Source organism: Pseudorhodoferax aquiterrae, assembly GCF_014652235.1.
GTDB lineage: Bacteria > Pseudomonadota > Gammaproteobacteria > Burkholderiales > Burkholderiaceae_C > Pseudorhodoferax > Pseudorhodoferax aquiterrae.
The window spans coordinates 1-18,729 of record NZ_BMYK01000018.1; the positions used below are offsets into that span (position 1 = coordinate 1).

Consider the following 18,729-nt stretch of genomic DNA (forward strand, 5'->3'; position numbering starts at 1 on the left):
TGACAAAGCGCAAGGTGCCCTTGCGCAGCCCATGGCGCTGCGCTCCTCGGCAGGGGCACAGGGGAAATTCCGATCCGGGCCATCGCTGCGCTCGGCCTGGGACTCGGGCCATCGCTTCGCTCGGCCACGGGATGTAGTGGGGCCGCGCATCTCAGTTCTTGAACAGGCCGGCGGCATGCGCCTTGGCATCTTCCAGATGGAAGCGCAGCGCATGCTGCACGGCGTCCACATCGCGCTTGGCCAGCGCGTGGGCGATCGGCCTGTGGGTTTCGGCCAGCACCTTGAGGTCGCCGTAGCTGTCTTCGCTGAGCGCGAGAAACATGCGCACCTCGGTCTGCATGTTGTCGAACAGGCGGTGCAGGTAGTGGTTGCCCGAGAGCGCGCTGATCGCGAAGTGGAAATCCAGGTCCAGCGCCACGCGCTCGGCCGAGGGCAGGCTTTCTGCGCGCGCGACCATGTCGTCCACGCGCGCATCGAGCTGGGCCAGTTCGGCATCGCTGGCGTGCGCGCAGGCCAGGGCCGCGCCCAGCAGCTCGAGCTGGATGCGCACCTCGTACAGATCGTTGACCTGCTTGGCCGAGACCGTGCGCACCGCAAAACCATGGCGCGGGCGCGAGACCAGGAGGCCCAGGCTCTCCAGCCGGCGCGCGGCTTCGCGCACGGGCGCGCGGCTCACGCCCATCTGCCTGGCGAGTTCGGCCTCGACGATGCGCTCGCCCGGTCCAATGCGGCCCGACAGGATGGCCTCCTGCAGCTGGGCCTCGACCACGCCGACCAGGTCGGGCACCTGGATCGAGGAGAAGGCGGGCGGGGATGCGGCCTCGGGCCGGCTCGTTGTCATGTGTGCTCCCTTTGTCTCGTGTCCTGCATTCAGCCCGGCCGGCGCGCCCGCGCGAGATACATCCCGGCCACCGCGATCAACGCCATGCCCACCAGGGCCAGCGCGTCCGGCGGCCGCTGGAACCACAGCGTGCTGATCAGCACGGCCAGCAGCAGCTGCACGTAGTTGAGCGGCGCCAGCGTGGCCGCGCCGACGCGGCGGAAGGCGGCCAGCAACAGCAGCTGGGCGCAGCCGCTCACGGCGCCGCCGGCGACCAGCAGCGCCATCTCGGGCCAGGGGGGCAGCTGGACGTGCGGCATGAACAGCACGGGGATGTTGGTGACGACCAGGCAGGCCAGCGCCATGTGGGCGAACTGCACCGGCGCGGGCACCAGGCCCGAGAGCTTGCGCGTGAGCACCTGGAAGATCGCGTAGCAGACGGCCGAGACCGCCATCAGCAGCGTGCCGACCAGCGGCAGGCTGCCGCCGGGCCGCACGATGCACAGCATGCCGACGAAGCCCAGCAGCACGGCCGTCCACTGCGCGCGGCCCACGCGCTCGCCGAGCAGCCAGGGCGAGAGCGCGACCATGATCAGCGGGGCCGTGAAGTAGATCGCCGTGGCCTCGGCCAGCGGCATGGTGACCAGCGCCGTCATGAAGCAGGTCGCCACGATGGCCAGCGACACGCTGCGCGCGCTGAGCAGCTTCTGGTGCGGCTGGCGCCACAGGCGCAGGTCGCCGTGGCGCAGCAGCAGCACCAGGGCCAGCGCGCCGATGGCGGTGTAGCGGCCCAGGTTCACGACGGCTGGCGCATAGTGCGCGACCATCTGCTTGGCGAAGGCGTCGTAGGCTGCGAACAGCACCAGCGCGCCCAGGAACAGCGCAATGCCGGTGGCCGCGCCGTCGCGCGGCACCGATGTCGAGGCCGGTACGGAACTCATGCGGCCTGGGCGAGCATGGCCCCGAGCAAGACGTTGGCCCCAGCTTCGAGGTGCTTGGGATCGGCGTCCTCCACCTCGTTGTGGCTGATGCCGTCCTTGCAGGGCACGAAGATCATCGCGGTGGGGACGCAGCGCGCCATGTAGACGGCGTCGTGGCCGGCGCCCGTCACGATGTCGCGCTGGCTCATGCCGCGTGCGATGGCCTCGCTGCGCACGCGCTCGACCAGCGTGCGGTCGAAGGGCGTGGGCGGGAATTCCTGCACGAAGGCGATGTCCACCTGCACGGGTGTGCCCGTGGTTTCGCCCGCAGCCAGCGCTGCGGCCGCGGCGCGAAAGCGCTGCTCCATCTGCTCCAGCAGGGCCGCGTCCTCGTGGCGCAGGTCCACCGTGAATTGCACACGGCCGGGGATCACGTTGCGCGAGGCCGGGTAGGCGTTGACCACGCCCACGGTTCCGCGGCCCAATGGCGCGAACGCGGGATCGTTGGCGATGTCGACCACGGCCTGCATGAGGTGGGTGGCGGCGTACAGCGCGTCGCGGCGCAGCGCCATGGGCGTGGGGCCGGCGTGGGCCTCCATGCCGGTCACGGTCACGTCGTACCAGCGCAGGCCCAGCGAGCCCGTGACCACGCCGATGGTGGTTTCCTCGGCTTCCAGGATCGGGCCCTGCTCGATGTGGGCTTCGAGGTAGCTGCCGGCCTGCACGGTACCGATGGGGGCCGTGCCCGCATAGCCGATGGCGGCCAGTTCGTCGCGCACGGCCTTGCCGTCCACATCGGTGGCCGCGAGCGCCGTCTCCAGCGGGAACACCCCGCAGTGCACGCCCGATCCCATCATGACGGGCACGAAGCGCGTGCCTTCCTCGTTGGTCCAGATGGTGAGCGCGAGCGGCGCCTCGGTCTGGATGCCTTGGTCGTTGAGCGTGCGCATGACTTCCAGGCCCGCCATCACGCCGAAGCAGCCGTCGAAGCGGCCGCCCGTGGGCTGGGTGTCGATGTGGCTGCCCGTCATGACGGGCTTGCGCGCCGGGTCGCGGCCCGGCCGCACGCCGAAGATGTTGCCGACCTGGTCGACCGTGATCTCAAGGCCGGCCTCGCGCATCCAGCCGACCACGAGGTCGCGGCCCTGGCCGTCCTCTTTGCTCAGGGCCAACCGGCAGTTGCCGCCCTTGGGCGTGGCGCCGATCTGGGCCAGGTCCATGAGGCTCTGCCAGAGCCGCTCGCCATCGATCGCCACCGTCATGCGTTCAGCCCTTCCAGGAAGGCGTCCAGCGCCGCGCCGATGGCTTCCACCATGTAGCCGCCTTCCTGCACCACCACGGTGGGCAGGCCCAGTGCGCGCACGCGCGCCCCGGCCAGGCGGAAGGCTTTCATGTCGAACTTGAGCACGCTGATGGGGTCGTCCTTGTAGGTGTCGAAGCCCAGCGGCAGCACCAGGGCCTGGGGCTGGAAGCGCTCGATGGCGGCCATGGCCTGGTCCAGCGCCTGGGCGAACTCGGCGTTGCCGCTGCCATGGGCCAGCGGCAGGTTCAGGTTGCAGCCCTCGCCGGCGCCCGTGCCGCGCTCGTGCGCGTAGCCCGTGTACCAGGGGTAGTAGCCGGCCGGGTCGGCGTGGGTGGAGACGGTCAGCACGTCGCCACGTTCGTAGAAGATCTGCTGCGTGCCGTCGCCGTGGTGGGCGTCGATGTCGAGCACGGCCACGCGCGCATGCGTCTGGCGCAGCGTGGCAGCCGCGATCGCGCTGTTGTTCACGTAGCAGAAGCCGCCGGCGCGGGCGTGCTGGGCATGGTGGCCCGAGGGGCGGCACAGCGCGTAGGCCAGGCCACCGCTTTGGCGCACGGTCTCGGCCGCAGCCTGTGCGGCATGGGCCGCGCGCAGCACGGAGCGCCAGGTGTGCGGGCCGATGGGGCAGGACAGGTCGCCGATGTACCAGCCGGTCTGCGCGACCACGGAGGGCGAGGGGCAGGGGCCGATGCGCGGGCCATGCGGTGACAGGTTGGGCAGGACCTCGGGGCCGGGGCGCAGGCCGAAGGCGCCGGCCTGCTGCCAGCGCGCGTAGGCGGTCTCCAGGTAGTCCAGATAGTCCGTGCTGTGCACCAGCTCCAGCGCGGCGCGGCCGGCCTCGGGCGGTGCGGCGACCGTGATGCCGCGCTGGGCCAGCGTGCCCATCAGCGCCTCGGCGCGCGTGGGCAGGTCGGTGGGCTTGCAGATCACGCCCAGGCGCATGTACTGCTGCGGGTCGTGCAGCAGCTGGTCGTCGGAGAAGAAGGCCTGCATGTTCAACCCTTCATTTCCGCGTCGAAGCGGTCCATGGCGCGGGTCAGGCGTGCGAACAGGTCGGCCAGTTCGGCCGCGGTGATGACGAGCGGCGGGCACAGGCCGATGCTGTCGCCCATGGCGCGCACGATCAGGCCTTCGTCCAGCGCCAGCGCGGCGAAGCGGTAGCCGGCCTTCTTGTCGGCCGCGAACGGCGTGCGCGCGGCCTTGTCGGCCATGAGCTCGATGGCGCCGATCAGGCCCACGCCGCGCACGTTGCCGACCCAGCGGCGCTCGGCGAAGGACTGGAGGCCCGCCTGGAAGGCCGGTGCCAGCGCCTGCACATGGTCGATGAGCTTCTCGTCCTCGTAGACCTGGAGCGTCTCCAGCGCCACGGCGCAGGCGACCGGGTGGCCCGAGTAGGTGTAGCCGTGGCCGAAGCTGCCCAGCTTGCCGCTGTGGGCCGCGATCGCGCTGTGCACCTTGTCGTTGACCATGACGGCCGAGATCGGCACGTAGCCCGAGGACAGGGCCTTGGCGCAGGACAGGATGTCGGGTTGGATGCCGAAGGTTGTCGAGCCGAACATGTTGCCCGTGCGGCCGAAGCCGCAGATCACCTCGTCGGCGATCATGAGCACCTCGTACTTGCGCAGCACGGCCTGCACCTTCTCGAAGTAGCCGGCCGGGGGCACCAGCACGCCGCCTGCACCCATCACCGGCTCGGCGATGAAGGCGGCCACGGTGTCGGGGCCTTCGGCCAGGATGCGTTCTTCGAGCTGCTTGGCCAGGCGCGTGGAGAAGTCCTGCTCGGTCTCGCCGGGCTCGGCGTAGCGGTAGTGGTGCGGGCAGTCCACGTGCAGGAAGCGTGCGGCCGGTGCGGTGGCGATCGGCAGGTCGAAGTCGCGGTGGTTGCCGTCCAGGCCGCCCAGGCTGGCCGCGGCCACGGTCACGCCGTGGTAGGCATTGCGGCGCGCGATGATCTTCTTCTTGTGCGGCTTGCCGATGGCGTTGTGGTAGTACCAGACCATCTTGACCGCGCTGTCGTTGGCCTCGGAGCCCGAGTTGGCGAAGAACACGCGGGCCATGGGCGCGGGGGCCAGCGCCAGCAGCTTCTCGGCCAGGTCGGCCACGGCCACGTTGGTGCGCTGGTTGAAGGTGTGGTAGTAGGGCAGGGTGTCCAGGGCCTTGGCGCCAGCGGCCGCCAGGCGCTTGTTGGAAAAGCCCAGCGAGGCGCACCACAGGCCGGACATGCCTTCGACATAGCGCTTGCCCTGGTCGTCGACGACGTGGATGCCGTCGCCACCCACGATCACGAGCGGCGGCGTCTGCGGCAGCGCGGCCAGGTTGGTGTAGGAGTGCAGGTGGGTGGCGACGTCCTTCTCGCCGGTGCTCATCGGGTCTTTGGCCATGGGGGCTCCTCGTGGTTTCAAACGCTCAGGCGTTTCAGGTTGTCTTCGGTCTGCCGCGCGATGGCCTCGGGCCCAGTGCGCGTGGCAATGTGCGGCGTGACGGTGATGCGCGGGTGGTGCCAGAAGGGGTGGGCCTGCGGCAGCGGTTCCTCGACGAAGGCGTCCAGCACGGCCGAGGCGATCTGGCCGCTCTCCAGCGCGCCGAGCAGGTCGTCCTGCACGAGTTGCGCGCCGCGGCCGGCGTTGACCAGGTGGGCGCCGCGCGGCAGCTGGGCGAACAGTTCGGCGTTCAGGATACCGTGGGTGTCCGCCGTCAGCGGCAGCAGGCAGACCAGCGTGTCGCAGCCGGCGAGGAACTCGGCGCGCGATGCGTCACCGTGGAACGCCTCCACACCCTCGGGCAAACCGCTCTTGGGACTGCGGCTCCAGCCGCGCACGCGGTAGCCGATGGCCGCCAGCGCCTTGGCGGCAGACTGGCCCAGCACGCCCAGGCCGGCGATGCCCACGCGGTGCCGGCCCGGTGGCACGACGGGCGATTCCTCCCAGGCCGCACGGCGCTGGCTTTCGATGTAGCCGCCCATGTGGCGCTGGCCGTGCACCACGGCCCAGGCCACGTAGGCGTTCATGCCGGCCGCCATCTCGGCATCGACGATGCGGCAGATCGGCACGTCGGGCAGCGCGGTGTCACGCGTGATGTGGTCGGTGCCGGCGCCCACCGACTGGATCAGCCGCAGCCTGGGCATGCGGGCCAGCAGGCCGACGGGGGGCGACCAGCAGACCACGGCATCGATCTGTTCGAGCGCCGCCAGTTCCTGCACCTCGGTGTCGATGCGGTGCAACTTGGCGTTGGGAAACCGCGCGCTGAAGGCAGGGCGCAGGTAGTCCATGGCGATCTGGTCGGAGACGAGCGCGATGTTCAATGTCATGCTGCGACGGCCTCCGCGGCCGCAGCCGACAAGCGAGGCTGCGCCTCGATCAGCGTGCGCGTGTACGCATGCTGCGGGTTCGCCAGCACCTTGGCGGTCTCCCCGTACTCGACGATCTGCCCGCGCTGCATCACGGCGATGTGGTCGCACATCTCGCCGGCCACGCGCAGATCGTGCGTGATGAACACCATGGCCAGCTGGAAGCGCTCGCGCACCTCGGCGAACAGCTTCAAGACCTGGGCCTGCACCGACACGTCGAGCGCGGAGACCGGCTCGTCGGCCACCAGCAGCTCGGGTTCCATGGCCAGCGCGCGTGCGATGCCGATGCGCTGGCGCTGGCCGCCCGAGAACTCGTGCGGGAAGCGGTCGGCCGCGTCGGGTTTCAAGCCCACGAGCTCCAGCAGCTCCATGGCGCGGGCCATGGCCTTCTCTTTGGACAGACCCTGGGTGATGGGGCCCTGCGCAATCGCCGAGCCGATGCGGTGGCGCGGGTTCAGCGAGGCGTAGGGGTCCTGGAACACCATCTGGATCTTGCCCTGCGTCTGCTGGCGGAACTGCGCGCCCGATTGCAATGCGCGGCCCTTGAACAGGATGCGCCCGCTGTCGAACGGCGCCAGGCCCACGATGCAGCGGCCCACGGTGGACTTGCCCGAGCCGGACTCGCCGACCAGGCCCAGCGTCTCGCCGCGGCGCAGGTCGAAGGACAGGCCCTTGGCCGCCTCCACACGCCGGCCCTTCCTGAACAGGCTGCCGCCTGTCACGTAGGTCTTGCGCAGGTCCTGCACCTGCAGCACATGGTCGATGTGGCGCTCCTCGGCCGGCTGGCGCACCTGGCCGTTGGGGATGGCGGCGATGAGCTTGCGCGTGTAGGCATGCTGGGGATTGGCCAGCACGGCGGCTGCGGGGCCGGCCTCGACCACCTGGCCCGTCTGCATCACGACGACCTGGTCGGCGATCTCGGAGACCACGCCGAAGTCGTGCGTGATGAACAGCACGGCCGTGCCCTTGCGCTGCTGCAGTTCGCGGATGAGCTTCAAGATCTGCGCCTGCGTGGTCACGTCCAACGCGGTCGTGGGTTCGTCGCAGATCAAGAGGGCCGGCTCCAGCACCAGTGCGCAGGCGATCATCACGCGCTGGCGCTGGCCGCCCGACAGGCGGAAGGGGTAGCTGTCGATCAGCAGCTCGGGCTCGGGCAGGCCGACGTCGGCGAGTGCCGTGAGGATGCGCTGGCGCTTCTCCGCGGCCGACAGGCTCACATGGGAATCGAACACCTCGGCGATCTGCTCGCCGATGCGCATGACGGGGTTCAGCGCCGTCATGGGTTCCTGGAACACCATGCCCATGCGCCGGCCGCGCAGTTCGCGCAGCTGCGCTTCGCTGAGCGTCAACAGGTCCTGGCCGTCGAACAGGATCTTGCCGGCCACGGGCTCCACATGCGGCCGCGGCAAGAGACCCATGATGGCATTGGCGATCATGGACTTGCCCGAGCCGGATTCGCCGACCACGCAGAGCGTCTGGCCCGGCAGCAGCTGCAGCGTGGCACCCTGCACGGCGAGTTCGCGGTCGCCCCCCTTTGGCAGGCGGATGTCCAGGCCCTGGATGTCGAGCACCGGCAGTTCGATGTTTTCCATCTTCATTTCCCTCTCCCATCGGCACGGGCGTTCAGGCCGTCGTTGAGGCCTTCACCGACTAGGTTCAGCGCCAGCACCGTGAGCAGGATGGCGACGCCCGGGAACACCGCCATCCACCAGGCCTGGCGCAGCACCGTGCGCGCCGAGCCGACCATGTAGCCCCAGCTCATCTGGTTCGGGTCGCCCAGGCCCAGGAAGCTCAAGCTGGATTCGAGCAGGATGGCCGTGGCCACCATCAGCGAGGCCATGACCACGATGGGCGAGGCCGCGTTGGGCAGGATCTGCGTCAAGATGATGCGCGGCGTGGACTGGCCCGCGAGCTGGGCCGCGGCCACGAAGTCGCGCTGGCGCAGCGTGAGGAATTCGCTGCGCACCAGGCGCGCCACGGGTGGCCAGGACACCACCGCGATGGCCGCCACGATGGAGCCGACCGATGGCTCGAAGATGGCCACCAGCACGATGGCCAGCGCGAAGCTCGGCACCGACTGGAACAGCTCGGTGAAGCGCATCAGCGTGGCGTCGACCCAGCCGCCGAAGTAGCCCGAGATGGCGCCGATGGACACGCCGATCAGCAGCGAGACCACGGTGGAGACCACGCCGATCAGCAGCGAGACGCGGGCGCCGGCGACGATGCCCGAGAAGATGTCGCGGCCCATGGTGTCGGTGCCCAGCGGCAGGCCTTGCTCGGCGCCGGGATGGGCGAAGGGCATGCCGACCATGTCCCAGGGGTTGTTGTGGGCGATGAAGGGGCCCAGCACGGTGACCAGGGCCACCAGCATCAGCACGATGAGGCCGAAGACCGCGCCCTTGTTGCGGCAAAAGCGCCGCCAGAAACTGCTTTTCATGGTGTTACCTCAGCCCAGTTCGATTCTTGGGTCGACCAGCGTGTAGACGAAGTCGGTAATCAGGTTGAACAGCACGGCCATGGCCGCGGTGAACAGGAAGCAACCCATCAAGAGGTTGTAGTCGCGCTGCAGCAGCGCGTCGAACATCAGGCGGCCGATGCCGGGCCAGGCGAACACCGTTTCGGTCAGCACGGCGCCGCCGATCATGCCGCCGGCCTGGATGCCGGCCAGCGTGACCACGGGCAGCAGCGCGTTGCGCAGGATGTGCTTGCGCTGGATGCGGCCCGGGTGCACGCCCTTGGCCCGGGCGGTCTTGACGAAATCCATTTGCGCGACCTCGAGCATGGAGGCGCGCGTCATGCGGGCGTAGACGGCCATGTAGAACAGCGCCAGAGTGAGCGCGGGCAGCACCAGGTGCTTGCCGATGTCCAGCACCTTGGCCATGCCCGTGAGCTCGGCGCCCACGGTGAAGAAGCCGAAGGCCGGCAACAGGTCCATCTGCACCGAGAACAGCAGCACGGCCATCATCGCGAGCCAGTACAGCGGCGTGGCGTAGAACAGCAGCGCGACCACGGTGATCAGGCTGTCCTGCCACTTGCCCGCGTTGCGGCTGGCCAGCGCGCCCAGCACGATGCCGAACAGCAGCGACAGGCCGAAGGCCGTGCCCGTGAGCAGCAGCGTGGCGGGCAGCCGCTCCAGGATCAGGTCGGCCACGGGCTGCTGCTGGCGGTAGGAGTAGCCCAGGTCCAGCTTCAGCACATGGCCCAGGTAGTTGGCCAGCTGCGTGGGCAGCGGCTGGTCCAGGCCGAACTGTGCGCGCAGCTGGGCCACGAACTGCGGATCGGACGCACCGGCCTCGCCGGCCATGATGGACACCGGGTCGCCCGGCGCGGCGCGCACCAGCATGAAGTTGGCGGTGGCGATGACCAGCAGGGCCAACAGGCCTTGCAGGACACGCACGGACATGAACTGGAGTCGTTTCATCGCAGTGATCCAGGTGGCCGAGTCTCACCCGACGGGGTGGTACGGCACGGTTCGAATGGCCGCGGAGCAGGCCGTGCCAGTGCAGCCGCGGAACTGGCTCTGCCAGGCCGCTGGGTGCGCCCCCTTCGCGCAGCGGAAGGGGGTTGGCGGAGCGCGCAGCGCGGAGACTGGGGGTTACGAAAGTTTCACGCGACCGAGGCTGTCGTTGAGTCCGATGCCGGACGTCACGATGTTCTGGATCTTGTTGCGGTACAGCGTCGGGAAGTTGATCTCGTGCAGCCAGGCCACGGGCACTTCCTCGACGAGCAGCTTCTGCACTTCCAGGTAGATCGCCTTGCGCTTGGCCGGATCGCCCTCCTTGGCACCGGCGGCGAACAGTTCGTCGACCTTGGCATTGGTGTAGCCGGCCACGTTGTTGAAGGGCGAACCCTTGGCGATGTTGTCGCTGGTGTAGTTGCGGCCCACGCCCAGGGCCGGGTCGCCGTACTGGTAGACGTAGGTGAAGGCCAGGTCGAAGTCCCACTCGTTGCAGCGCTGGTTCCAGCCGGCCACGTCGGTGGCGACCATCTCGATCTTGACACCGGCCTGCGTGAGGTTCTGGCGCACGATCTCGGCCTGGCGCTGCCAGGATTCGCCGTAGGGCAGGGGCAGGAGGCGGATGGTCTCGCCCTTGTAGCCGGACTCGGCCAGCAGCTTCTTGGCCTTGGCCAGGTCGCGCGGGTACTTGGCGACGTCGTCGCTGGCGAAGGCGATGTGGCTGTTGAACGGGCCCGTGGCTGGCTTGGCGAAACCGTACCAGGCGATCTTGGCCATGGCCTCGCGGTCGATGGCGGTCCAGATGGCCTGGCGGAACTTCACGTTGTCCATGGGCTTGGTGCGGTTGTTGATCCACAGCCAGCTGTGCGGCGCGAAGAACTCCCAGCCCTTGGTGGTGACGGCCGCACCCGGCAGCTTGGACAGGCGCGCCACGTCGAAGTACTCCACCGTGCCGCCCGGCGCGATGTCGACCTTGCCCGATTCGAAGGCGGCGGCGCGCGCGGCCGCGTCGGGAATCACGTGGAAGTACACGCTCTCCACGGTCACGGCGCCCGCCTGGTGGTAGTTCTCGTTGGCCACCAGGTGGATGTAGGAGCCCTTGGCCCATTCCTTGAACTTGAGCGGTCCGGTGCCGATGGGCGTGGCGTTGGCCGGGTTGGTCAGGAAGTCCGTGCCCTCGTAGATGTGCTTGGGCACCATGGGCATGGTGCCGTTCTCGAAGATGCCCAGGAAGGGGCCGAACGGCTGCTTGAGCTTGAACTCCACCGTGAGCGGGTCGAGCGCCTTGATCGATTCCACATGGGCCAGGCTGGCGCGGAAACGCGCATGCGTCTTGCGCAGGAACACGTCGCAGGAGAACACCACGTCGTCGGCCGTGAAGGGCTTGCCGTCGTGCCACTTCACGTTGGGCTTGAGCTTGAAGACGTAGGTCTTGCTGTCCGGGCTCACGGTCCAGGAGGTCGCCAGCTGGGGCTGGGGTGCGAGCTTTTCGTCGTAGCGCAGCAGGCCTTCGTAGATGTTGCCCGCGATCAGCTGCGTGGGGCCGTTCTGCACGATGCCCATCATGAGCCCCGGGGGCTCGGGTTGGACCAGCACGTTGACGACGCCTTTCTTGGCCTGGGCCAGGCTGTGCAATGGCACCCCGGCGATGGACAGGCCGAGGGCTGCGGGGACGGCTTGGATCAGGTGGCGGCGTTTCATCGGTGCGGACCTTTCTGGAGGATGGGGCAGGGCTGGGAAGGCAGGGGATCAGGCGCGGTAGGCGGCGGTGGACGCCGGCTCCAGGCGTTGCAGCAGGGCACGCCACTCGCGGGCGTAGGGGTCGGTGGGTTGCGCGGCCAGGCGGTTGGTGTCGCCGCTCTCGTACTGGCGCGCCGTCAGCTCGCAGATCTCTTCGGGCACGGGGTGGATGGGCTGGCCCGTGCTCTGGATGGCGACCTGCACGCGGCAGGCGCGCTCCAGGTTGTGCATCAGGATGAAGGCCTCGGAGATGGTGCGGCCCAGCGTCACGAGTCCGTGGTTGCGCAGGATCAGCGCGCGCGAGGTCGGCCCCAGGTCGGCGACCAGGCGCTCGCGCTCCTCGTGGTTCAGCGCGATGCCTTCGAAGGCGTGGTAGGTGACCCGGTTGTGGAACTGCAGCGCCCACTGGTTGCAGGGCTGCAGGCCGCCGGCCAACGAGGAGACGGCGACGCCGGCCACGGTGTGGGTGTGCAGCACGCAGGCGGCGTCGTGCCGGGCCGCGTGCACGGCGCTGTGGATCGTGAAGCCGGCCGGGTTCACGTCCCATTCGCTGGGCTCGACGATGTTCCCTTCCAGATCGATCTTCACGAGCGAGGAGGCCGTGATGTCGCGGAACAGCATGCCGAAGGGGTTGATCAGGAACTGGTCCTCGGTGCCGGGCACGCGCGCCGAGATGTGGGTGTAGATGCTGTCGTCCATGCCGTACAGGGCGACGAGCCGGTAAGCGGCCGCCAGATCTTCGCGGACCTGGCGCTCGGCCGCCGACATGGCGGGGCGGCTGGCCTTGGGGGCGGCGGGCTGGGCCGGGGCGATGCGTTCTGCTGTTTCCACGGTGTGTCCTGAAGTGTTGTCTGTCATCTGTCGACAGCTGACATCATGCAGATCCCGTGCCAGCCGAAACATCGGCAAAAACCCGGCGTTCGGTCTTTCCAGCGTGCATTGGGGGCCGCAAATGCACCAGCCGCGTGCACGGCGCGCACGCCAGCCGTGCGGGCAGGGCGGTTCGGCAGTTGGCGGACAATCCGGCCCCCGATCCGCACAGAGAGCCCGCACGCATGTCCATCCAATGGTTTCCCGGTCACATGCACGCGACGCGCAAGGCCATCGCCGAGCGCCTGCCCGAGATCGACGTGGTGATCGAGCTGCTGGACGCGCGCCTGCCGGGCTCCAGTGCCAACCCGCTGATCGCCGAGCTGACCCAGGGCAAGCCCGCGCTCAAGCTGCTGACCAAGCAGGACCTGGCCGACCCGGAACAGACCGCACAGTGGCTGGCCCACTACCAGGCGCTGGTCGGCACCAACGCCATCGCGCTGGATGCGGGCATGGCCGCGCCGATCCGTGCGCTGGCGCCGGCCTGCCGGGCGCTGGCGCCGAACCGCGGCGGCATGGCCAAGCCCATGCGCGTGCTGGTCTGCGGCATCCCCAACGTGGGCAAGTCCACGCTGATCAACAGCCTGCGCGGCCAGCGCAAGGCCAAGACCGGCGACGAGGCGGGCGTCACCAAGACCGAGCAGCGCATCGTGCTGGAGGACGATTTCTACCTCTACGACACGCCCGGCATGTTGTGGCCGCGCATCGCCGTGGCGCAGAGCGGCGACTTGCTGGCCGCCAGCGGCGCGGTCGGCCGCAACGCTTACGACGATGTCGAGGTGTCGCTGGCCCTGCTCACCCAGATGCTGGGCCGCTACCCGGAGCGGCTGCGCGAGCGCTACAAGCTTCAGGACATGGGGGGCCTGAACGACGAGGCCGTGCTGGCCGAGATCGGCCGCCGGCGCGCACCGCTGCTGCCGGGCGGGCGTCCCGACCTGCAGAAGGCGGCCGAGATCGCGATCCACGACTTTCGCAGCGGCGCCTGGGGCCGCGTGACGCTGGAGACGCTGGAGGAGTTCGCGGGCTGGCGGGCGCAGGCCGATCTGGCCGATGCGGCGCGGGCGGCCAGGCAGGCGGCGCGCAAGCAGAAGAAGCAGCCGCAGCGTGGCGGCGGCCCGGCGTCCTGAATCGGGCTAGGACGCCCGCAGCAACACCGCCAGATCCGCGCCCTGCAGCACGCGGATCGGCGCCTGCTTGGCGAATGCGCCGGCGTTCTCGCTGAGTTCGCCCAAGGCCAGGAACACGGCCGCATCGGCGTCCTTGGCGCGGCGCGCGGCGTCGAGCTCGCGCAGCGGCTCCACGCCCTGGCGCGCCGCCTTCCAGCGCTTGGCGCTGACCAGCGTGGTGCGGCCGCCTTTTTCGAGCACGAAGTCGGCGCCGCCCGTGGTCTTCTTCACCTCGTAGCCGGCCTGGCGGTAGGCCGATTCCAGTGCGGCGGCGAATTCGTTCCACGACATGCCCGCGGCGCGCGCCAGCTGGGCCTCGACCATGCTCGCACTGGGCGCACCCCACTGCCGCTTGAGCGCGATGGCGCCGATGATGGCAAAGGGCACGCCGCCCAGCGCGCCGGCCAGCGCGTACTCGCGCGGCAGCAGCGCGGCGCTGACCAGCACGAAGCCGCAGGCGATCGCCAGGCTGATCCACCAGCGCGAGCGCAGCAGGATCGCGAACAGCGAGTTTTCGGCCATCTTCAGTTTCATGCGGGAGCGCCTCGGGCGTATCGGTGGGGTGGTTGGAAAAGCCAGGGTTTGTAGCACGTGTCGTGGGCGGCCGGCAGGCAGGCGCCCAGCCGCCACAGTGTCGCCACAATGCGCGCGCCTCCTCTCCAGAGAATCGAGCCGCTTGGGCCGCTGGCCGATGCGCTGCATTAACAAGACCGCACGAGATGGAGCCGAGGATGCGCAGGAACAACTTGGAGGATGTCGACAGGCCGTGCGCCCTCGCCACGGTGCCGGCCGCGGCCACGGCGTCGGGCGCCGGCCACCCGCCGGAGGCGGCGCCATGCTGAAGAAGATTCCTGCCGCGCAGCTGCGGCTGGGCATGTACGTGCAGGAGTTCTGCGGCTCCTGGATGGACCACCCGTTCTGGCGTGCGAAGTTCCTGGTCGGCACCGAAGCGCAGTTGTCCAAGGTGCGCGCCAGCGGCGTCCAGGAACTGTGGATCGACACCGACAAGGGCCTGGACGTCGAGACCGGCATCCCCGAAGCGGAGGTCAAGGTCATGGTGGAACAGGAGCTGGAGCGCTTCGCGACCATGCCGGCCCCCTTGCTGCCCATGCCGCAGGAGTCCGAGGACGACGTGGGGCAGGCGCTGGCGCTCATCCACCGCTCGCTGCCCCGGATCACGACCATGTTCTCCGATGCGCGGCTGGGCAAGGCGCTCGATCTGCCCGGCTGCGAAAGCATGGTCGACGAGATCTGCGAATCGGTGCTGGCCAAGCCGCACGCCCTCATCAGCGTGGCGCGCCTCAAGCGCCATGACGAATACACCTACATGCATTCGGTGGCGGTGTGCGCGCTCATGATCGGCCTGGGGCGTCAGCTCGGCCTCAACGACCGGCTGCTGCGCAAGGTCGGCCTGGCCGGCATGCTGCACGATGTGGGCAAGGCCGCCATGCCCCTGGACATCCTGAACCGTCCCGGCAAGCTCTCGGATGCCGAGTTCCGCGTCATGCGCAGCCATCCGGCGCGCGGCCACGAATTGCTCACCGAAGGCGGTGGCGCCGGGCCGGTGGTGCTCGATGTCTGTCTGCACCACCATGAGAAGGTCGATGGCACGGGCTACCCCCATGGCCTGGCCGGCGACCAGATCAGCACGGTCGCCAAGATGGGCGCCATCTGCGATGTGTACGACGCCATCACCTCCGACCGGCCCTACAAGCGCGGCTGGAGCCCGGCGGAATCGCTGCGCCAGATGGTGCAGTGGAAGGGCCACTTCGACCCCAAGGTGTTCCAGGCCTTCGTGCGCACGGTGGGCATCTACCCGATCGGCTCGCTGGTCCGGCTGCGCTCGGGAAGGCTCGCCGTGGTCATGGAGCAGAACCCGGCCAACCTGCTGGCACCGCGCGTCAAGGCCTTCTTCAACCTGGACACCAATGTGCGGGTGTATCCGCGCGAAGTCGATCTGGCCGATGCCGCCCTGGGCGACGCCATCGAACGCTACGAATCTCCGTCCGACTGGCGCTTCAAGGACCTCGACGAACTCTGCGGCCTGCAGCGCCCCCGCGCGGGAGAAGGCCAGGGAGGCAGGCCATGAAGGCCGAAGAACGCGACCGGCTGCAGGCCCCCGTCGACCTCGTGAACGCCAGGAAGCGGGCGGCCCTCATCGCCATGACCGCGGTGACCGCAGGCTTCCTGATCCTGCAGGGCCCGGGTTTCGGCATGGCGCCGGGCTGGGTGGGCCTGGCCCACCTGCTGTTGGAACTGGCGGCCGTCGGCATGGCGGTGCAGGTGATCTCGACGGCCTGGGGCGGGCTTAGTTACAGCGCGTCCACGCGGGCCAATCTGTTCATCGCCGGATTCGGCATCGTGGCCGGCGCCGACCTTCTGCATGCGCTGGTGCACGAGTCGCTCGCCACACCGGTGCTGCAGGCCGACGAGGCCGCTGCCACCTGGTTCTGGGTCGTCGGCCGCGTGGTGCAGGTGGCGGTCATGGGCCTGGTTCTGCTGCGCGTGCGGCTCCCTGGTCCCCGCGCGCTGTGGCTGCAGACCGCCGTGCTCGTGGCCTGCGTGCTCGGGCTGTCGGCCAGCGCCGTCGTGTCGCGCTGGGCCGCAGACAGCGCTGACGCGGTCGCCGCCATCGCCTGCGTCGCCAGCTGGGCCGCGGCGGCCGGCTGCTACCGCCGCTTCGCCAGGACCGCGGACCCTTGCGACCTGTGGCTGGTCTTGAGCTGCTTTCTGCTCGGTGCCGCCCTGTTCGTCGCTGGCCTCTACGGCCAGGCTCCGGGCCGGGCGGACCTGGTCGCCGACCTGCTGCGCCTGGGCTCCTACCTGTGTCTGCACCGCGCCGTCTTCCTCAACGGCTTCGATGGACCGCTGCGGCGGCTGGTCCATTCCGAGACGGCGCTGCGGGACCGTGAGGCGGAGCTCAAGAACATCCTGGAGAACCTGCCCGTCGGCCTGTGCCGCCTGGACCGCTATCTGCAGTTCCGCTACGCCAATGGGCGGTTCCGCAAGATCATGGGCGCGGACACCAGCGAGATGCCAGGCCAGTCGCTGGACACCCTGCTCTCGGCGGAGCAGGCCGAGGTGCTGGCGCTGCCGCTGGAGCGCGCCCTGTCGGGCGACCGGATCGAGTTCGACTTCTCGACCGTCGGCGCCCTGGGCGAGCGGCCGCAGCACCGGCATGCCGTGCTGGCACCGGCGCGGCTGGACGACGGCGGCATCGGCGGCGTGCTCGCCATCGTCAGCGACGTGTCGGACCGTGAGCATGCGCGGCAACGTGCTGCCGAGACGGCGCAGGAGATCCAGGACCTGCGTGCGGCCCTGGACGCGCACGCCATCGTCGCGGTGACCGATGGGCGCGGTGTCATCACGCGGGTCAACGACAAGTTCTGCTCCATCTCCAGGTACCCGAGGGAAGAGCTGGTGGGCAAGACGCACCGGATCATCAACTCCGGCCACCATCCCAAGGGCTTCTTCGGCGAGATGTGGAAGACCATCTCGCGCGGCGAGGTCTGGAACGGCGAGGTCTGCAACCGCACCAAGGACGGCGCGCTGTACTGGGTCCACACGACCATCGTCCCGCTGCTCGGCGCGCAAGGCGTTCCGGTGCAGTACATCGCGATCCGGGCCGACATCACCAAGCGCAAGGAAGCCGAGGCGCAGGCCCAGCGCATGGCGCTGCACGACGCGTTGACGGGCCTTCCCAACCGCCGGTTGATGGGCGACCGGCTGCAGCACGCCGTGCTGGCCGCCGAGCGGGAAGGGCAGTGCGGCGCCTTGCTGATCCTGGACATGGACAACTTCAAGGACGTCAACGACAGCCTGGGCCATGCGGCGGGCGACCAGCTCCTGCAACAGGTGGCCACGCGCCTGGGCGACGGGGTGCGCAAGAGCGACACGGTCTCCAGGCTGGGCGGCGACGAGTTCGTCGTGATCCTGGAGCGGCTGGGCCCCGGCCTGCAGGACGCCACCGCCAAGGCGCTGGACATCGGCATGAAGATCTGCGAGGAACTCGGCCGTCCCTTCTGCTGCGCGGGCAACACCATCAACACCAGCACGAGCATCGGCGTGGTCCTGTTCCATGGGCAGGGCGACGTTCCCGACGAGCTGGTCAAGCAGGCCGACATGGCGCTCTACAAGGCCAAGGAGGAAGGCCGCAACCGGGTCGCCTTCTTCGACCCCGACCTGCAGTCCGAAATCAACGCGCGGGCCGAGTTGCTGCGCGAGTTGCGCAATGCCCTGGCACGCCAGGAACTGCGGCTGTACTACCAGCCCGTGGTCGACGCCAGCCTGCGCATCGTCGGCGTCGAGGCGCTGCTGCGCTGGCAGCAGGACAGGCTGGGTCTGGTCTCGCCAGCCCAGTTCATTCCGCTGGCCGAGCAGAGCGGCCTCATCATCTCCATCGGCGAATGGGTGCTGCAGGAGGCCTGCAGGCAGCTGAAGGTCTGGGAGGACGACCCCGTGCGCCAGCATTGGACGGTGGCGGTGAACGTGAGCGCCAAGCAGTTCCACGACGAGCAGTTCATCGGCCGCGTGCTGCGCATCCTCGAGGCCAGCGGGGCCGCGCCGCACAAGCTGCGGCTGGAGATCACCGAAAGCATGATGCAGGTCAATCTGGAGCAGACGGTGGTCACCATGCAGACCCTGAAGGCGCTGGGCGTGCTGTTCTCGCTGGACGACTTCGGCACCGGCTACTCGTCGCTGAGCTACCTCAAGAAGCTGCCGCTGGACCAGCTCAAGATTGACCGCTCCTTCGTCGCCGACATCATGGACGACCCCAACGACGCCGCGATCGTCCGCACGGTGATCTCGCTGGCCGAGCACCTGTCGCTCACCGTCGTCGCAGAGGGGGTGGAGTCGTTGGAGCAGAAGCAGTTCCTGGTGCGCCACGGCTGCACGGCCTTCCAGGGTTTCCTGTTCGGCAGGCCGGTCCCCGCGGAACTGCTCGGTGAGCAGCTGCCGTCGGTGCAGGTGGCCCAGGCCGCCCTGGACAAGGCCCGCCGCTAGCAGCCTGGGCGGCACGGAGAGAGCGTCGGGCCGCCCGCGGGCCGGTGCCAACACACTTGTGCCACATTTGCAGGGCCGCCCTGGGGCCCAATGGACCCACCCG

15 protein-coding genes are annotated in these 18,729 nt (G+C 69.2%); 3 read left to right on the forward strand and 12 right to left on the reverse strand.

Annotated elements, in window-relative coordinates:
• Positions 1 to 151 precede the first annotated feature (151 nt).
• From IE209_RS22455 to IE209_RS22505, 11 genes are all read right to left on the reverse strand, one after another.
• Entirely contained in the window at positions 152 to 841 is a 690-nt protein-coding gene (locus tag IE209_RS22455; RefSeq protein WP_189689148.1) for a GntR family transcriptional regulator, read from the reverse strand.
• A gap of 29 nt (positions 842 to 870) precedes the next feature.
• On the reverse strand, positions 871 to 1,761 hold the full coding sequence (locus IE209_RS22460) for a DMT family transporter (RefSeq protein ID WP_189689149.1): 891 nt from the start codon (positions 1,759 to 1,761) through the stop codon (positions 871 to 873).
• Positions 1,758 to 3,002 carry a Zn-dependent hydrolase gene (locus IE209_RS22465; RefSeq protein ID WP_189689150.1) on the reverse strand — a complete coding sequence of 415 codons (1,245 nt, stop codon included), beginning with the start codon at positions 3,000 to 3,002 and terminating at the stop codon, positions 1,758 to 1,760. The genes IE209_RS22460 and IE209_RS22465 overlap by 4 nt, the downstream gene beginning before the upstream one ends.
• Positions 2,999 to 4,036 carry a histone deacetylase family protein gene (locus tag IE209_RS22470; protein WP_189689151.1) on the reverse strand — a complete coding sequence of 346 codons (1,038 nt, stop codon included), beginning with the start codon at positions 4,034 to 4,036 and terminating at the stop codon, positions 2,999 to 3,001. Before IE209_RS22470 ends, IE209_RS22465 begins: the two co-directional genes overlap by 4 nt.
• A gap of 2 nt (positions 4,037 to 4,038) precedes the next feature.
• On the reverse strand, positions 4,039 to 5,424 hold the full coding sequence (locus IE209_RS22475; protein WP_189689152.1) for an aminotransferase: 1,386 nt from the start codon (positions 5,422 to 5,424) through the stop codon (positions 4,039 to 4,041).
• Positions 5,425 to 5,441: 17 nt separating this feature from the next.
• A complete protein-coding gene (locus IE209_RS22480; protein WP_189689153.1) occupies positions 5,442 to 6,350 on the reverse strand; it encodes a 2-hydroxyacid dehydrogenase in 909 nt (302 codons plus the stop codon).
• The gene (locus IE209_RS22485) at positions 6,347 to 7,981 is read right to left on the reverse strand and encodes an ABC transporter ATP-binding protein (RefSeq protein WP_189689252.1); all 1,635 of its coding nucleotides are present in this window, start codon (positions 7,979 to 7,981) and stop codon (positions 6,347 to 6,349) included. Before IE209_RS22485 ends, IE209_RS22480 begins: the two co-directional genes overlap by 4 nt.
• 2 nt (positions 7,982 to 7,983) lie before the next feature.
• A complete protein-coding gene (locus tag IE209_RS22490) occupies positions 7,984 to 8,826 on the reverse strand; it encodes an ABC transporter permease (protein WP_189689154.1) in 843 nt (280 codons plus the stop codon).
• A 9-nt stretch (positions 8,827 to 8,835) separates the two neighbouring features.
• A complete protein-coding gene (locus IE209_RS22495) occupies positions 8,836 to 9,810 on the reverse strand; it encodes an ABC transporter permease (protein WP_189689155.1) in 975 nt (324 codons plus the stop codon).
• Positions 9,811 to 9,984: 174 nt separating this feature from the next.
• Positions 9,985 to 11,547, reverse strand: coding sequence for an ABC transporter substrate-binding protein (locus tag IE209_RS22500; protein WP_189689156.1), 1,563 nt, complete (start codon positions 11,545 to 11,547; stop codon positions 9,985 to 9,987).
• A gap of 48 nt (positions 11,548 to 11,595) precedes the next feature.
• On the reverse strand, positions 11,596 to 12,399 hold the full coding sequence (locus IE209_RS22505; RefSeq protein ID WP_268245973.1) for a class II aldolase/adducin family protein: 804 nt from the start codon (positions 12,397 to 12,399) through the stop codon (positions 11,596 to 11,598).
• A 242-nt stretch (positions 12,400 to 12,641) separates the two neighbouring features.
• On the opposite strand from IE209_RS22505, the gene ylqF reads away from it, so the two are divergent.
• Positions 12,642 to 13,583: a ribosome biogenesis GTPase YlqF gene (ylqF, locus tag IE209_RS22510; protein ID WP_189689157.1), complete on the forward strand. Its 942-nt coding sequence runs from the start codon at positions 12,642 to 12,644 to the stop codon at positions 13,581 to 13,583.
• Positions 13,584 to 13,589: 6 nt separating this feature from the next.
• Here ylqF and IE209_RS22515 read toward each other — a convergent pair whose 3' ends face one another.
• Positions 13,590 to 14,156, reverse strand: coding sequence for a restriction endonuclease (locus IE209_RS22515; protein ID WP_189689158.1), 567 nt, complete (start codon positions 14,154 to 14,156; stop codon positions 13,590 to 13,592).
• 301 nt (positions 14,157 to 14,457) lie between these two features.
• On the opposite strand from IE209_RS22515, the gene IE209_RS22520 reads away from it, so the two are divergent.
• Both IE209_RS22520 and IE209_RS22525 read left to right on the forward strand, forming a co-directional pair.
• Positions 14,458 to 15,711: an HD-GYP domain-containing protein gene (locus IE209_RS22520; RefSeq protein WP_189689159.1), complete on the forward strand. Its 1,254-nt coding sequence runs from the start codon at positions 14,458 to 14,460 to the stop codon at positions 15,709 to 15,711.
• Entirely contained in the window at positions 15,708 to 18,626 is a 2,919-nt protein-coding gene (locus IE209_RS22525) for a putative bifunctional diguanylate cyclase/phosphodiesterase (RefSeq protein WP_189689160.1), read from the forward strand. The genes IE209_RS22520 and IE209_RS22525 overlap by 4 nt, the downstream gene beginning before the upstream one ends.
• Positions 18,627 to 18,729: the final 103 nt, after the last annotated feature.

What these genes read in the sequence shown, in the direction of transcription:
- IE209_RS22455 (WP_189689148.1), bottom strand. Translation starts at nt 841, where the DNA reads ATGACAACGAGCCGGCCCGAGGCCGCATCCCCGCCCGCCTTCTCCTCG.
- IE209_RS22460 (WP_189689149.1), bottom strand. Translation starts at nt 1,761, where the DNA reads ATGAGTTCCGTACCGGCCTCGACATCGGTGCCGCGCGACGGCGCGGCC.
- IE209_RS22465 (WP_189689150.1), bottom strand. Translation starts at nt 3,002, where the DNA reads ATGACGGTGGCGATCGATGGCGAGCGGCTCTGGCAGAGCCTCATGGAC.
- IE209_RS22470 (WP_189689151.1), bottom strand. Translation starts at nt 4,036, where the DNA reads ATGCAGGCCTTCTTCTCCGACGACCAGCTGCTGCACGACCCGCAGCAG.
- IE209_RS22475 (WP_189689152.1), bottom strand. Translation starts at nt 5,424, where the DNA reads ATGGCCAAAGACCCGATGAGCACCGGCGAGAAGGACGTCGCCACCCAC.
- IE209_RS22480 (WP_189689153.1), bottom strand. Translation starts at nt 6,350, where the DNA reads ATGACATTGAACATCGCGCTCGTCTCCGACCAGATCGCCATGGACTAC.
- IE209_RS22485 (WP_189689252.1), bottom strand. Translation starts at nt 7,981, where the DNA reads ATGGAAAACATCGAACTGCCGGTGCTCGACATCCAGGGCCTGGACATC.
- IE209_RS22490 (WP_189689154.1), bottom strand. Translation starts at nt 8,826, where the DNA reads ATGAAAAGCAGTTTCTGGCGGCGCTTTTGCCGCAACAAGGGCGCGGTC.
- IE209_RS22495 (WP_189689155.1), bottom strand. Translation starts at nt 9,810, where the DNA reads ATGAAACGACTCCAGTTCATGTCCGTGCGTGTCCTGCAAGGCCTGTTG.
- IE209_RS22500 (WP_189689156.1), bottom strand. Translation starts at nt 11,547, where the DNA reads ATGAAACGCCGCCACCTGATCCAAGCCGTCCCCGCAGCCCTCGGCCTG.
- ylqF (WP_189689157.1), top strand. Translation starts at nt 12,642, where the DNA reads ATGTCCATCCAATGGTTTCCCGGTCACATGCACGCGACGCGCAAGGCC.
- IE209_RS22515 (WP_189689158.1), bottom strand. Translation starts at nt 14,156, where the DNA reads ATGAAACTGAAGATGGCCGAAAACTCGCTGTTCGCGATCCTGCTGCGC.
- IE209_RS22520 (WP_189689159.1), top strand. Translation starts at nt 14,458, where the DNA reads ATGCTGAAGAAGATTCCTGCCGCGCAGCTGCGGCTGGGCATGTACGTG.
- IE209_RS22525 (WP_189689160.1), top strand. Translation starts at nt 15,708, where the DNA reads ATGAAGGCCGAAGAACGCGACCGGCTGCAGGCCCCCGTCGACCTCGTG.